The sequence below is a fragment of the Streptomyces sp. NBC_00727 genome (assembly GCF_045161745.1).
Lineage (GTDB): Bacteria > Actinomycetota > Actinomycetes > Streptomycetales > Streptomycetaceae > Streptomyces.
The window spans coordinates 5447857-5462397 of the sequence record NZ_CP108981.1 but is presented as its reverse complement, the minus strand read 5'-3'; the positions used below and the strand labels follow the sequence as shown (position 1 = coordinate 5462397).

At 71.0% G+C, this 14541-nt stretch carries 14 protein-coding genes; 6 read left to right on the top strand and 8 right to left on the bottom strand.

All coding sequences use genetic code 11. From position 1 onward, the window contains the following. Positions 1–46: 46 nt before the first annotated feature. The 4 genes from OG242_RS24825 to miaA all read right to left on the bottom strand — a co-directional run bounded on the left by OG242_RS24825 (position 47) and on the right by miaA (position 4795). Positions 47–2161, bottom strand: coding sequence for a RelA/SpoT family protein (locus OG242_RS24825; protein ID WP_405900245.1), 2115 nt, complete (start codon positions 2159–2161; stop codon positions 47–49). A 140-nt stretch (positions 2162–2301) separates the two neighbouring features. Continuing rightward, on the bottom strand, positions 2302–3174 hold the full coding sequence (gene dapF, locus OG242_RS24820) for a diaminopimelate epimerase (RefSeq protein ID WP_405900244.1): 873 nt from the start codon (positions 3172–3174) through the stop codon (positions 2302–2304). Between the two features lie 95 nt (positions 3175–3269). Then, entirely contained in the window at positions 3270–3752 is a 483-nt protein-coding gene (locus tag OG242_RS24815; RefSeq protein ID WP_405901720.1) for a hypothetical protein, read from the bottom strand. A gap of 104 nt (positions 3753–3856) precedes the next feature. Next, complete coding sequence (miaA, locus tag OG242_RS24810; RefSeq protein ID WP_405900243.1) at positions 3857–4795, bottom strand: tRNA (adenosine(37)-N6)-dimethylallyltransferase MiaA; 939 nt, start codon at positions 4793–4795, stop codon at positions 3857–3859. Positions 4796–4940: 145 nt separating this feature from the next. On the opposite strand from miaA, the gene OG242_RS24805 reads away from it, so the two are divergent. Continuing rightward, positions 4941–5180 carry an antitoxin gene (locus OG242_RS24805; RefSeq protein ID WP_405900242.1) on the top strand — a complete coding sequence of 80 codons (240 nt, stop codon included), beginning with the start codon at positions 4941–4943 and terminating at the stop codon, positions 5178–5180. A gap of 62 nt (positions 5181–5242) precedes the next feature. On the opposite strand, the gene OG242_RS24800 is transcribed toward OG242_RS24805, so the two are convergent. After that, positions 5243–5956, bottom strand: a complete 714-nt coding sequence (locus OG242_RS24800; protein WP_405900241.1) for a class III extradiol dioxygenase subunit B-like domain-containing protein — start codon at positions 5954–5956, stop codon at positions 5243–5245. Positions 5957–6021: 65 nt separating this feature from the next. Further along, positions 6022–7542, bottom strand: coding sequence for a tRNA (N6-isopentenyl adenosine(37)-C2)-methylthiotransferase MiaB (gene miaB, locus OG242_RS24795; protein ID WP_405900240.1), 1521 nt, complete (start codon positions 7540–7542; stop codon positions 6022–6024). A 123-nt stretch (positions 7543–7665) separates the two neighbouring features. On the opposite strand from miaB, the gene OG242_RS24790 reads away from it, so the two are divergent. Further along, a complete protein-coding gene (locus OG242_RS24790; protein WP_405900239.1) occupies positions 7666–8664 on the top strand; it encodes a TAXI family TRAP transporter solute-binding subunit in 999 nt (332 codons plus the stop codon). 48 nt (positions 8665–8712) lie between these two features. Here the strand turns inward: OG242_RS24790 and OG242_RS24785 are convergent, their stop codons facing one another. Further along, positions 8713–10107, bottom strand: coding sequence for a sensor histidine kinase (locus OG242_RS24785; RefSeq protein ID WP_405900238.1), 1395 nt, complete (start codon positions 10105–10107; stop codon positions 8713–8715). Between the two features lie 15 nt (positions 10108–10122). Then, positions 10123–10815: a response regulator transcription factor gene (locus tag OG242_RS24780; RefSeq protein ID WP_093705557.1), complete on the bottom strand. Its 693-nt coding sequence runs from the start codon at positions 10813–10815 to the stop codon at positions 10123–10125. A 326-nt stretch (positions 10816–11141) separates the two neighbouring features. Between OG242_RS24780 and OG242_RS24775 the strand changes: the two genes are divergently transcribed. The 4 genes from OG242_RS24775 to OG242_RS24760 all read left to right on the top strand — a co-directional run bounded on the left by OG242_RS24775 (position 11142) and on the right by OG242_RS24760 (position 14488). Continuing rightward, the gene (locus tag OG242_RS24775; protein ID WP_405900237.1) at positions 11142–11930 is read left to right on the top strand and encodes an amino acid ABC transporter ATP-binding protein; all 789 of its coding nucleotides are present in this window, start codon (positions 11142–11144) and stop codon (positions 11928–11930) included. 69 nt (positions 11931–11999) lie between these two features. After that, on the top strand, positions 12000–12839 hold the full coding sequence (locus tag OG242_RS24770; protein WP_405900236.1) for a glutamate ABC transporter substrate-binding protein: 840 nt from the start codon (positions 12000–12002) through the stop codon (positions 12837–12839). Between the two features lie 75 nt (positions 12840–12914). Further along, complete coding sequence (locus OG242_RS24765; protein WP_132903956.1) at positions 12915–13580, top strand: amino acid ABC transporter permease; 666 nt, start codon at positions 12915–12917, stop codon at positions 13578–13580. Beyond that, a complete protein-coding gene (locus tag OG242_RS24760; RefSeq protein ID WP_405900235.1) occupies positions 13577–14488 on the top strand; it encodes an amino acid ABC transporter permease in 912 nt (303 codons plus the stop codon). Before OG242_RS24765 ends, OG242_RS24760 begins: the two co-directional genes overlap by 4 nt. The last annotated feature ends 53 nt before the right edge of the window (positions 14489–14541 follow it).

Below are 14541 nucleotides of genomic sequence, written 5' to 3'. Positions count from 1 at the left end.
CGCGCGCCGCGCCACCCGAATGAGAACGCGGTTGACGGCCCGGACCTCAGAGCGCCCCGGCCGGATGCTGGGCGCGACTCACGTCGTAGACGCCGGGCACCTCGCGCATGGCGCGCATCAGCGCGGGCAGACCGGCCGCGTCCGGGAGCCGCAGCGTGTAGGTGTGCCGTACGCGCTGTTCGCTCGGGGGCTCCACGGTGGCGGAGATGACCGCCGCGTCCGCCCGCGCGATCGTCTCGGTGAGGTCGGCGAGCAGCCGGGGGCGGCCGAACGATTCAGCGACCAGTGTCACCCGGCACGCCTGCTCGTCGCCCCAGCTGACGGCGACCGGTGCCCGGCCGACGGCCTTCATGCGGGCCACCGCGGGACACTCCAGGCGGTGCACGGTGACGGCGGCGCCGCCGCGTACGGGGAAGCCGGTGACCTCGTCGGGGGGTACGGGCGTACAGCAGCCGGCGAGCCGTACCGCCGCGTCCGGCCGCTCGGCCACGGCGGTCGCGGTACGGGCCCTGGCGATCTCGGGCACGGCGGGCGGGGCCGGCTGCGGATCGCGGTCCGCCGGTGCGCCCGGCTGCCCGGTCTCCGCCGCCTGCGGGTGGGCGTCGAGCCACCTGGTGATGGCGATGCGGGCGGCGGGCGTGCGCGCGTGGTCGAGCCAGTCCGGCGAAGGGCCGGACGCGGCGTCCTCGGCCAGCAGCGGCTGCACGGTGTCGCCGTCCTTCAGGACGGTGCTGAGGGTGGCCAGCCGGCCGTTCACCCGGGCCCCGATACAGGCGTGGGCCGCGTCCCCGTGCTGGGCGTAGGCCGCGTCGACACAGCTGGCGCCCGCGGGCAGGCCCAGCATGCCGCCGTCCGTGCGGAAGACGGTGATCTCGCGGTCCTGGGCGAGGTCGGCGCGCAGGGTGGTCCAGAAGGTGTCGGGGTCGGGCGCGGACTGCTGCCACTGGAGGAGGCGGGAGAGCCAGCCGGGGCGGGTGGGGTCGGCGCGCTCGCCGTCGGACGGTTCGGCGGTCTGGGGGGCGCCCTCGGAGGCGTACGGATTGCCGAGGGCGACGACGCCGGCCTCGGCGACCTTGTGCATCCGGTGTGTGCGGATGAGGATCTCGGCGACCTCGCCGTCCGGGCCGGCCACCGCGGTGTGCAGCGACTGGTACAGGTTGAACTTGGGGGCGGCGATGAAGTCCTTGAACTCGGAGATCACCGGTGTGAAGCAGGTGTGCAGCTCACCGAGGACGGCGTAGCAGTCGGCGTCCTCACCGACGAGCACCAGGACCCGTCCGAAGTCGCTGCCGCGCAGCTCGCCGCGTTTGATCCGGACGCGGTGGACGGAGACGAAGTGGCGGGGCCTGACCATGACCTCCGAGGAGATGCCCGCCTCCCGCAGGACCGAGGCGATGTTCTCCGCCGTGGCTCCCAGGGGGTCGGGTCCTTCCGCCGCCGCGGCGATCAGCGCGTCGGTGCGGGCGTACTCCTCGGGACGGAGGATGGCGAAGACCAGGTCCTCCAGCTCGGTCTTGAGCGCCTGGACGCCGAGCCGTTCGGCGAGGGGGATCAGCACGTCGCGGGTGACTTTGGCGATCCTGGCCTGTTTCTCGGGGCGCATCACGCCGAGGGTGCGCATGTTGTGCAGCCGGTCGGCGAGCTTGATCGACATGACGCGGACGTCGTCCCCGGTGGCGACCAGCATCTTGCGGAAGGTCTCGGGTTCGGCGGCGGCCCCGTAGTCGACCTTCTCGAGTTTGGTGACCCCGTCGACGAGGTAGCAGACCTCTTCGCCGAACTGTTCCCGCACCTGGTCGAGGGTCACCTCGGTGTCCTCGACCGTGTCGTGGAGCAGGGAGGCGGTCAGCGTGGTGGTCTCGGCGCCCAGCTCGGCGAGGATGAGAGTGACGGCGAGCGGATGGGTGATGTAGGGCTCGCCGCTCTTGCGCATCTGCCCCCGGTGCGAGGTCTCGGCGAGCAGGTAGGCCCGCTGCAGCACGGAGAGGTCGGCGTCGGGGTGGTGGGCCCGGTGCGCCTCGACGACGTGCGCGATGGCGTCGGGGAGCCGGTCGCGGGAGACCGGGCCGAAGAGGGCGGCCCTGCCGAGCCTGCGGAGGTCGATCCGGGGGCGGCCCCGCCTGCGGATGGGAGCACCTGGGCTGGTGGCCTCTGCACTCATGGGGGCACCTCCGGCGACGTCGACCGGCGGTGGGGAGGTGCGGCGCGCCTCCCGGCCGGTGCTTGATGCTACCGAGCCCACCACGTGGCGGAGTCCCGCTCTCGCCCAGCGTGAAACGGATCACCCATTCGAGCGAAGCGTTATCCGTTCAGCGTTTCGAGCCAGGCCGGGTCGATCGTGCCCTCGGCCACGATGACGGCCGGTCCAGTCATCTCGATCTCGCCGTCGGGGTGCTCGGTGATGGCGAGGCTGCCGCCCGGAAGATCGACGGTGTACGTGACCGGCTCGCCGGTCCTCGCGGGGTCGGCCTGGTCGCGGCGGGCCGCCGCCACGGCCACCGCGCACGCTCCGGTGCCGCAGGAGCGGGTCTCGCCGGAGCCCCGCTCGTGGACCCTCATGGCGACGTGGCGGGGCCCGCGGTCCACGACGAACTCGATGTTGACGCCGTCGGGGTAGACGGCGGCCGGGGCGAAGGACGGCTCGGTGAACAGATCACCGGCGTGGGCCAGGTCCTCGACGAACGCGACCGCGTGCGGGTTGCCCATGTTGACGTTGCGGGTCTCCCAGTCGCGGCCGCCGACGGTGACGGTGACGCCGTCGGCGGGGAGCAGGGCGCGTCCCATGGAGACGGTGACGTCGCCGTTCTTGGCGAGGTGGACCTTCTTGACGCCGCCCCGGGTGGCGATCGCGAGGTCGCCCTCCTCGACGAGGCCGGCGCGCTGGAGGTAGCGCGCGAAGACCCGCACGCCGTTGCCGCACATCTCGGCGACGGAGCCGTCGGAGTTGCGGTAGTCCATGAACCACTCGGCGTCCTGCGCCATGGCCTTCGCCTCGGGGTGCGCGGCGGAGCGCACGACGTGGAGCAGGCCGTCGCCGCCGATGCCGGCACGCCGGTCGCAGAGCCGCGCGACGACGGGGGCGGGCAGGTCGACGGCGTTGTCCGGGTCGGGAACGATCACGAAGTCGTTCTCGGTGCCGTGGCCCTTGAGGAAGGCGATCTGCGAGGTGGTCACGGGACAACTGTACGAGGCGGGGCCGACAGCGCGGTAAACGGCCCGCTGTGCGGACAGGGGCGCGGGGCGCTCTCAGGTCCGGCGGCTCCCGCAGGTCAGCGCAGTCGCGCCACGCGCCAGACGGCGAGCGCGACGAGCACGGCGCAGACACCGGCGTAGAGCGCGACCACACGCCAGTCGGGGCGCTGGGACGAGCCCCTGGACGGCAGCCCGGGCCAGGTGTGGCCGACGCGGCGGGCGGCCATCATGGACCAGCCGGCGGCGCAGCAGCTGATCAGCAGGCCGAGCATGGCCACGACCGCCCCGCCGTCGCCGAACTCGAAGGCGAGGGGGAAGGCGAACATCAGCGAGCCCACCGCGGCGAGCGTGACGATCGGCGCGAGCTGCCAGATGCGCAGCCTGCGGACGGGGCGCAGCTCGACCTCGACCTCGGGGGTCACGTCGAGCTCGTCGGGCCCGTCCGGGCTGAGGCTTCCCGCCTCACGCCCGGTCTCCGGTGCGCCGTGTTCCGGTGCGCCGTGTTCCGGTACGCCGTGTTCCGGTGCGTCTTGTTCCGTGTCGCGAGGGCCGGCCTCCATCGCCACGCGCCCTCCCAACTCGGACTCCAGTCGATCGATGCTCGATGATGGCACGCCCGGGGTCGCCGAAATGACGTGCGGAGCGTCCCGATGCCATCACGTGATCAGGCTGTAACCGCCCGTTCGACCAACGCCAGCGCCCGGCCCGGGAGTTCCCCGCGGTGCTCCGCGGCGCCGCTCAGCCACTCGACGCGCGGGTCGCGGCGGAACCAGGAGTCCTGACGGCGCGCGAAGCGTTTGGTGGCGCGCACGGTCTCGGCGCGCGCCTGGTCCTCGGTGCACTCGCCTGCGAGCGCGGACAGCACCTGCTGGTAGCCGAGCGCGCGGGAGGCCGTACGCCCCTCGCGCAGCCCGTGCGTCTCCAGGGCTCGCACCTCGTCGACGAGTCCCGCCTCCCACATGCGGTCGACGCGCAGGGCGATGCGCTCGTCGAGCTCGGGGCGGTCCACGTCGACGCCGATCTGGACGGCGTCGTAGACCCCGTCGTCGCCGGGGAGGTTGGCGGTGAAGGGCTTGCCGGTGATCTCGATGACCTCCAGGGCCCGGACGATGCGCCGGCCGTTGCTCGGCAGGATCGCGCGGCCGGCCTCGGGGTCGGCGGCGGCGAGCCGCGCGTGCAGGGCCCCGGAACCGTGCTCCTCCAGTTCCGCCTCCAGCGCGGCCCGGACGCCGGGGTCCGTGCCGGGGAACTCCAGGGCGTCGATCGCGCCCTTCACGTACAGGCCGGAGCCGCCGACCAGGATCGGGGTGCGGCCGTCGGCGAGCAGCCGGTCGATCTCGGCGCGGGCGAGGCGCTGGTACTCGGCGACGCTGGCGGTCTCGGTGACGTCCCAGATGTCCAGCAGCCGGTGCGGGACCGCCGCGCGCTCGGCGAGCGTCAGCTTGGCGGTGCCGATGTCCATCCCCCGGTAGAGCTGCATGGAGTCGGCGTTGATCACCTCGCCGTCGAGCTGCTGGGCGAGGTACACCCCCAGGTCGGACTTTCCTGCTGCGGTGGGGCCGACGACGGTGATGACCTGAGGTGCGGGAGCTGAGCTTGTCACCGGCCCAGTCTCCCCCAAACCCGCGCCTCACATCCCGAATGAGGGAAGCCCGGGCGGGGAAGGTGACGCGACAGTGCGGTCTTCCCCGTACAGTGGTTGTACATATGGGTTATTTCTCACAGTTTCCGAGTGGAGAAGGTGCCCGATGGGCTTCATGGACAATGTGAAGGCGAAGCTGGCCCCGGCGAAGGAGAAGGTCAGCGACCTCGCGCAGCAGCACGGGGACAAGATCGACCAGGGGCTCGAGAAGGCCGCCCGGACGGTGGACGAGAAGACCAAGGGCAAGTACAGCGACAAGATCGTGACCGGCCGGCAGAAGGCCAAGGACGCGGTGGACAAGCTGGCGAACAAGGACGGCGGGACGACGCCGCCGCCCGCGGCCTGACCGCACGAAGCGAAGGGCCCCGGAGCGCGTCGCTCCGGGGCCCTTCGTACGTTCCGCGGTCCTCAGGACCAGGCGGCGACCAGATAGCCCACCCCGTAGGGCGCGTCCTCATACAGCAGCCGGCCGGCCACACCCGCGCCCTCGGCCGCCCCCGCCAGCACCTGCCAGGGCGCGCGCCCCGCGGCCTTGAGTTCGTACGCGAGCGCCTCGTCGAGGGCGGTCAGCGCCTGCGGGCCGGCGGCGCCCAGGGCGCGCGCGGCCGCCGCGTCGAACGCCGCGGCGCGCTCGTCCAGATAGCCGGGGGCCTTCACGGTGCGGCAGGCGCTGCCGTCGCCCATCACCAGCAGCGCGACCCGGTCCGTCCGGCGTGCCAGCTCGCGCCCGGTCTCCACGCAGCGCGCCGTCTCCAGCGGTTCGCCCACGCCCAGGCCCTCGACGGGGGCGTCCGCCCAGCCCGTACGGGCCAGCAGCCAGGCGCCCACCGCGAGCGAGGGCGGGAGCGGGCGACCGGCCCGCGTTCCCCTGTCCCGGCCGAGCCGAACCTCCAGATCGACGCCGAACTCGCGGAAATCGCCGACGGCCCCCTCCGGGTGGGTGCCGCGCCCCGCCGAGTCGGCCGGGCCGATCACCACGAGCAGGTCGGGCCGGGAGGCCGCGAGGACGCCCAGGGCGTCGGTGCACGCCGTCCGGGCGTCATCCAGCTCGGGTGCGGCGCCGGCGGCGACGTCGGGTACGAGGAGCGGCGGGCAGGGGCAGACAGCGGCGGCGACAAGCATGGTCGGCAGCGTACTGCGGCCCCTCCCCCGCCCGGACCCGGCCGCCCCGTCTCGGGCGTCGGAGGTCAGTCGCAGCCGCAGCCCGGGGCCGCCGCGGCCGGCAGGGGCGCCGGGGCGCCGATGCCGGGCAGGCCGAGCATGACGCCGGCCGGCTTGGCGGCCGCGGCGGCGTCGCGCTTCTCCCAGGCGTCGCCGGAGCGGGTCCGGCGCACCCCGAGCGGGGCGCCCTCGGCGAGCAGGTGGTGCGGGGCGGCGTAGCTGATCTCGACGGTCACCACGTCGCCGGGGCGCACGTCCTGGTCCGGCTTGGTGAAGTGGACCAGGCGGTTGTCGGGGGCGCGGCCGGACAGCCGGTGGGTGGCACCGTCCTTGCGGCCCTCGCCCTCGGCGACCATGACCTCCAGGGTGCGGCCGACCTGCTTCTTGTTCTCCTCCCAGGAGATGTCCTCCTGGAGGGCGGACAGGCGCATGTAGCGCTCCTGGACGACCTCCTTGGGGATCTGCCCCTCCATGTCGGCGGCGGGCGTGCCGGGCCGCTTGGAGTACTGGAAGGTGAAGGCGTTCGCGAAGCGCGCCTCGCGGACCGCGTGCATGGTCTGCTCGAAGTCCTCCTCGGTCTCACCGGGGAAGCCGACGATGATGTCGGTGGAGATCGCGGCGTCCGGCATCGCGGCGCGCACCTTCTCGATGATGCCGAGGAAGCGTTCCTGCCGGTAGGAGCGGCGCATCGCCTTGAGGACCCTGTCCGAACCGGACTGCATCGGCATGTGCAGCTGCGGCATCACGTTCGGCGTCTCGGCCATGGCGGCGATCACGTCGTCGGTGAAGTCGCGCGGGTGCGGCGAGGTGAAGCGGACGCGCTCCAGGCCCTCGATCTTCCCGCAGGCGCGCAGCAGCTTGGAGAAGGCCTCCCGGTCACCGATGTCGGAGCCGTACGCGTTGACGTTCTGGCCGAGCAGGGTGATCTCGGAGACGCCCTCGGCGACCAGGGCCTCGATCTCGGCGAGGATGTCGCCGGTGCGGCGGTCCTTCTCCTTCCCGCGCAGGGCGGGGACGATGCAGAAGGTGCAGGTGTTGTTGCAGCCCACGGAGATGGAGACCCACGCGGCGTACGCGGACTCGCGGCGGGTGGGCAGCGTGGAGGGGAATGCCTCCAGGGACTCGGCGATCTCGACCTGCGCCTCGTCCTGGATCCGGGCGCGCTCCAGCAGCACCGGCAGCTTGCCGATGTTGTGCGTACCGAAGACGACGTCCACCCAGGGAGCCCGCCGCACGATGGTGTCGCGGTCCTTCTGGGCGAGGCAGCCGCCGACCGCGATCTGCATCCCGGGGCGCTTGGTCTTCATCGGGGCGAGCCGGCCGAGGTTGCCGTAGAGCTTGTTGTCGGCGTTCTCACGGACCGCGCACGTGTTGAAGACGACGACGTCGGCGTCGCCGTCGGAGCCCTCGGGCGCCCGGACGTATCCGGCGTCCTCCAGGAGCCCCGACAAGCGTTCGGAGTCGTGGACGTTCATCTGGCACCCGTAGGTGCGCACCTCATAGCTTTTTCTGACGTCCACTGCTTCGCTCCGGTTGCCGCTGCTCATGCGACAAGGGTAGGCGCTGCCCGGACCCCGTCCGTCTCGGGCGGTGTGGGGCACCCCGCACCGGGCGGCCGATCCGCCGGCACCCCTGGTCACGGCCGGGAACGACCTGGCAGGATCGCCGCCATGCTCCCGGCCCTGTCCCGAATCGGCCGGCGTCACGCCCTGCGGGCCGGCGCCGCCCTCGCCGTCGTGCTCGGGATGCTGCTCTGGTGGCTGCTCCCGCTGGGCGACCCGGCGCCGACGGGCAGCCTGTCGTTCAGTACGGGGGTGCGCAGCGGCGTCTACCAGCGCTACGGGGAGCGGCTGAAGGGCGCCCTGGCCACGGATCTGCCCCATGTGTCGATAAAGCTCCAGACGAGCGAGGGTTCGCAGCAGAACCTCGCCAGGGTCGCGGCGGGCGAGGCGGACTTCACCATCGCCACCACCGACGCCGTCGCCACCTATCTGCATGACCGCAAGCCCGGCTACCGGCGGCTGCGCGGCTGTGTCCGGCTCTACGACGACTACATACAGCTGATCGTGAAGCGGGACTCGAACATCCGCAGCGTGGCGGACCTGCGGGGCAGGCGGGTCGCGGTGGGACAGCCGGGGTCCGGCGTGAAGCTGGTCGCCGACCGGCTGATGACGGCCGCCGGTCTCGACCCGGTCCACGACGTGACGCCCTTGCCGGTGGGAATCGACACCATGCCGAGGCTGCTGGAGGAGGGGGAGCTCGACGCGTTCTTCTGGTCCGGCGGGCTGCCCACGACGGCGGTGGCCGATCTGTCGAAACGGTTCTCGATCCGGCTGGTCCCGCTGGAGGAGCCCCTGGTCAAGCAGCTCCAGTCGGCGGGCGGCTCCACGCGCTACTACCGCTCGGCCGTGATGCCCGCCGACGCCTACCGCAACGCGCAGCAGGGCCAGGCCGTCCCCACGGTGGCCGTCGCCAATGTGCTGGTCACCACGGACCGCACCGACGCGGCGATGACCGAGGCGTTCACCCGTACCGTGATCGACAGCCGCGACCGCATCGGACGCGAGGTGCACGCGGCGCAGCTGGTGGACCTGCGCACGGCCATCTACACGGACCCGCTCCCGCTGCACGAAGGGGCGAAGCGCTACTACCGCTCGGTCAAGCCGTAGCGCCTTCCCGGGCCGCGCGGGGCGGCTGCGGGAGTGCGGGCGCGCTCCTCAGCCCTTCGGGTCGTGGCGGGGTACGGAGACCGTCACGCTCAGTCCGCACGGTTCCTTGCGGGCGTACGAGAGCGAGCCGCCGCCCGCCGCCAGGAGCGCCTGGGAGATGGAGAGGCCGAGCCCCGAGCCGTGGATGTTCTGGTGCTGGGGGCTGCGCCAGAAGCGGTCGCCGACCCGTTCGAGCTCCTGCTCGGTGAGGCCGGGGCCGCCGTCCGCGACGACGACCGTCACGTCCTGGCTGCCGGAGGCGACCGTGACGCGGACCTCCTCGTCGGGGGGCGTGAACTTCAGGGCGTTGTCGATGATGGCGTCGAGCGCGCTGGACAGGGCGATGGGGTCCGCCCAGGCGGTGACGGCGGGCGGTCCATCGGCCCGGAGCCGTACGCCCTTCTCCTCGGCCACCGGCCGCCAGGACGCGACCCGTTCGGCGGTGAGCGCGCCGATGTCCGTGAGCTGGAGGTCGCTCTCGGCGTGCTCGGCGAGGGCGAGGTCGAGGAGGTCGTCGAGGACCTGGCCGAGGCGGCGGCCCTCGGTGCGCACGGAGGCGATCTCCTCGTTGCCCTCGGGGAGTTCGAGGGCGAGGAGCTCGATGCGCAGCAGCAGGGCGGCCAGCGGGTTGCGCAACTGGTGGGAGGCGTCGGCGACGAAGGCGCGCTGCTGCTCCAGCACGTCCTCGACGTTGTCGGCCATCTCGTTGAACGAGCGGGCCAGCCGCCTGAGTTCCGGGGGCCCGCCGGACGCGGCGACCCGGGACCGCATCCGGCCGCTGGCGATGTCGTGGGCGGCGGCGTCCAGCGTCTTGACCGGCAGCAGGACCCAGCCGGTGAGGCGGATCGCGGCGCCGACGGCCACCAGCATCGCGACGGCCTCGCCCGCCGCGATCAGCAGCCAGCCCCGCATCGTGTCGCCGCGCATCTGGCCGGTGGGCGAGTCGATGACGACGACGGCGATGACGTCTCCGTCGCGCACGACGGGCGAGGCGACGACGACGCGGCCTTCCTGCCAGGGCCAGACCTGCGGCGGGTCGTGGCTGCGACGGCCGAGCAGCGCCTCGCTGAACGCGGCTCGCCCCTCCCCCTCGACGGGCAGCCGCCAGGCGGCCGGGGCCTTCGCCATGGCGGAGTCGTCGCGGTAGAAGACACCGGCCCGGATGCCGTACACCGAGTTGTACGTTTTCAGCTCGGTCTGGAGGGTACGGCGCCGTTCGTCGTAGCCGCGGGTGCGTTCGGTGATGAACTGGGCGAGCGCGGCGAAGCGTGCCGTGTCGTCGATGCGGTCGATCACGACGCGCTGCTGCTCGGCGGCGGCCACGCTGACGGCCAGCGGGAAGCCGAGGGCGAGCAGGACACTCGCCATCAGGACGATGAGCAGCGGGAGCAGCCGGGTACGCACCGGGGACGTATGCCTTTACGCGGACGGGGAGACGAGGCGGTAGCCGACCCCGCGCACCGTCTCGATCAGTGCGGGCAGCCGCAGCTTGGAGCGCAGTGAGGCGACGTGCACCTCCAGCGTGCGGCCCGTTCCCTCCCAGCTGGTGCGCCACACCTCGCTGATGATCTGTTCGCGGCGGAAGACCACGCCGGGCCGCTGGGCGAGCAGCGCGAGCAGATCGAACTCCTTGCGGGTGAGCTGCACTTCGCTCCCGTCGACGCTGACCCGGCGCGTGGGCAGCTCGATACTGACGTGCCCGAGACGCAGTGCGGCGACGGGCGTGGACACGGTGTCCTCGTTGCCCGCCTTGCGCCGGCTGACCGCGTGGATACGGGCCAGCAGCTCGCCGGTGTCGTACGGCTTGGTCACGTAGTCGTCGGCGCCGAGGTTGAGCCCGTGGATGCGGGAGCGCACGTCGGCCCGGGCGGTCACCATGATCACCGGTACGGAACTGCGCTTGCGGATCTTGCCGCACACCTCGTAGCCGTCCTGGTCGGGCAGCCCGAGGTCGAGGAGCACGACGCCGAAGGGCTCGGTGTCGGCCGGCAGGAGCGCCTGGAGGGCCTCGTCGCCGCTGCGGGCGTGGACCACCTGGAAGCCGTGCCGGGCGAGGATCGCGGACAGGGCGGCGGCCACGTGGTTGTCGTCCTCGACGAGCAGCAGTCTCATGGCCCCCCTTGGCAGCGGCGTGTGTCGGTGGTCGGTCCCTGCGGTCGTGTACGCCCCCGGTCACTTCCCCGTTCCGGGGCGTTTCACGTAGGGGTGTACCAGGGAATCCACGCCGATCAGGGGTGGACAGTCAAGGGCCTGCCCGATGTATCCGGGTTTCCGTTATGCACCCGGTACGCCCGGCGCCGCAGCCGTGACGTCCCCTTCACGCGGAGTGTCCGGTTGCCGCCGGATCGTTATGCTCAATTTCCGCTCAGATGTAATGACGCTGGTAGCACTGCGTCACTAGGGTCCTTCCCAACCGAGGAGGACGGAGCAAGAAGCCGATGAGCGGAGTTTCAGTGACCAAGGGCGCCGAGGACGCTGCACCCGCGCCCGGTGGCGATCTGGTGGTGCTGAGCAACGTCAACAAGCACTTCGGCGCGCTGCATGTGCTCCAGGACATCGACCTGACGATCGCCCGCGGCGAGGTCGTGGTCGTCATCGGGCCGTCCGGGTCCGGGAAGTCCACGCTGTGCCGCACGATCAACCGCCTGGAGACGATCGACACGGGTGCGATCACCATCGACGGGAAGCCGCTGCCCGCGGAGGGCAAGGAACTGGCTCGGCTGCGTGCCGATGTCGGCATGGTCTTCCAGTCGTTCAATCTGTTCGCCCACAAGACGGTCCTCGAGAACGTGATGCTCGGGCAGCTGAAGGTCCGCAAGACGGACAAGAAGGCTGCCGAGGACAGGGCGCGTTCGCTGCTCGACCGGGTGGGCGTCGGTACGCAGGCCGACAAGTACCCCTCCCAGCTCTCCGGGGGCCAGCAGCAGCGCGTGGCGATCGCCCGCGCCCTGGCGATGGACCCGAAGGTCATGCTCTTCGACGAGCCGACCTCGGCGCTCGACCCGGAGATGATCAACGAGGTCCTCGAGGTCATGCAGCAGCTCGCCCGCGAGGGCATGACGATGGTCGTCGTCACCCACGAGATGGGCTTCGCGCGCTCCGCGGCGAACCGGGTCGTCTTCATGGCGGACGGAAAGATCGTCGAAGAGGCCACGCCCGACCAGTTCTTCAGCAACCCGCGCAGTGACCGGGCGAAGGACTTCCTGTCGAAGATCCTTCACCACTGACGGAGCCCGCAGTGCCGGCTTCCGCATCTGTTGATCACTCACTTCGCGTCAACTCTAGGGAATTTCACCATGCAGCTTCGTAAGGTCACCGCCGCCTCGGCCGCCGTGCTCGCCCTCGCCCTGACCGCCACGGCCTGTGGCTCCGACGACAAGGACGACTCGGCTTCGGGCGGTGGCAAGAAGATCACGGTCGGCATCAAGATCGACCAGCCGGGTATCGGCCTGAAGACGCCGGACGGCAAGTACACCGGCTTCGACGTCGACGTCGCCACGTACGTCGCCAAGGAGCTCGGCTACGACGCCAAGAACATCGAGTTCAAGGAGACCAAGAGCCAGGACCGCGAGACGGCGATCTCGCGCGGTGACGTGAAGTTCATCGTCGCCTCCTACTCGATCAACGACGAGCGTCTGAAGAAGGTCGACTTCGCCGGTCCGTACCTGCTCGCCCACCAGGACATCCTGGTCCGCGCGGACGACGACTCGATCAAGAAGCCGGAGGACCTCAACAACAAGAAGCTCTGCTCGGTCACCGGCTCGACCTCGGCGCAGAACATCCACGACACGCTGGCCCCGAAGGCGGATCTGCAGGAGTACGGCGGCTACTCGGAGTGCCTGACCGGCCTGGAGAACAAGGCCGTCGACGCGCTGACCACGGACGACAGCATCCTCGCCGGCTACGCCTCGCAGGACGTCAACAAGGGCAAGTTCAAGCTGGCCGGCTTCAAGATGACCAACGAGAACTACGGCATCGGCCTGAAGAAGGGCGACGCCGACCTCAAGAAGAAGATCAACGACGCGCTGACCAAGATGGTCTCGGACGGCTCGTGGCAGAAGGCCGTGGACGCGAACTTCGGTCCGGCCGGCTACAAGAACGAGAAGGCTCCGAAGATCGGCAACGTCGTCAAGTGAAGCAGGGCTGACCGGGCGCGCCGTCGCTGAACGGCGGCGCGCCGCGCCCTCCTACACGCGGAAGCACGGGAGATCGTGTTCGACTTTCTTGATGGTTATGACCTGTTGGGGGCCTTCTGGGTCACGGTGAAGCTCACCGTGTTCTCCGCCCTCGGCTCCCTCATATGGGGAACGCTGCTGGCCGGCATGAGGGTCAGCCCGGTCCCCCTGATGCGCGGTTTCGCGACCGCCTACGTGAACGTGGTCCGGAACATTCCGCTGACCGTCATCATCATGTTCGCCTCGCTGGGTCTGTACTCGACGCTCGGCATCGCCCTCGGTTCCACCGACATCAAGGGCATCAACTTCCGGCTCGCGGTGCTCGCCTTCATCGTCTACACCGCGTCGTTCGTGTGCGAGGCCATACGTTCGGGCATCAACACGGTGCCGGTCGGCCAGGCCGAGGCTGCCCGGGCACTTGGGCTCAGCTTCACCCAGGTGCTGCGGCTGATCGTGCTCCCGCAGGCGTTCCGGTCGGTGGTCAACCCGCTGTCCAACGTGCTCATCGCGCTGACGAAGAACACCACGGTCGCTTCGGCGATCGGCGTGGCCGAAGCCTCGTACCTCATGAAGGAAATGATCGAGAACGAGGCGCAGCTGCTGCTGATCTCGGGCGTCTTCGCCCTCGGCTTCGTGATCCTGACCCTCCCGACCGGCCTCATCCTCGGATGGGTGGCCAAGAAGGTGGCGGTGAAGCGATGAGTTCCGTCCTCTACGACACGCAGGGGCCCCGCGCCAAGCGGCGCAACATCCTGTACACCGTCCTCTTCGTGCTGGCCGCCGCGGCGGTGGTGTGGTGGGTGTACGACGGCCTCGCCGAGAAGCACCAGCTCGACTGGGTCAAGTGGAAGCCGTTCTTCGCCGGCACCCAGGCGTGGGAGACGTTCATCTGGCCGGGCTTCCAGAACACGATCAAGGCGGCGTTCTTCGCTCTGATCATCGCTCTGCCGCTGGGCGCGCTGTTCGGCATCGGGCGGCTCTCGGACCACCGCTGGGTGCGCGTGCCCGGCGGGGTGGTCGTGGAGTTCTTCCGCGCCATTCCCGTGCTGCTCCTGATGATCATCGCCAACCAGGCGTACTCCGAGTACACCGACCTCGACCCGGACACGCGTCTGCTGTACGCAGTCGTCACGGGCCTGGTGCTCTACAACGCCTCGGTGCTCGCCGAGATCGTGCGCGCCGGCATCCTGACGCTCCCCCGCGGGCAGACGGACGCGGCCAAGGCGATCGGCATGCGCAAGGGCCAGACGATGGTCTTCGTGCTGCTGCCGCAGGCGGTCACCGCGATGCTGCCGGCCATCGTCAGCCAGCTCGTGGTCATCGTGAAGGACACCGCCCTCGGCGGCGCGGTGCTCAGCTTCCCGGAGCTGCTCGCGTCGGTCCGGCCGATGTCCGCGAACTACGGCTCGAACACCATCGCGTGCTTCACGATCGTCGCGCTGGTCTACCTCGCGCTGAACTTCGCCCTGACGTCCTTCGCGAGCTGGCTGGAGCGTCGGCTCCGGCGCGGGAAGAAGAGCACGGGCGAGGTCGTGGGCACGGGCCCGGGGGGCGAGCTGGAGACGATCGGTGCGCCGTCGCTCAAGACGGACGACGGAAGCGCCGTCTGACGGTCCGTCGCACGACGCCCGCGAGGGGCGGTGGCACTCCTGCCACCGCCCCT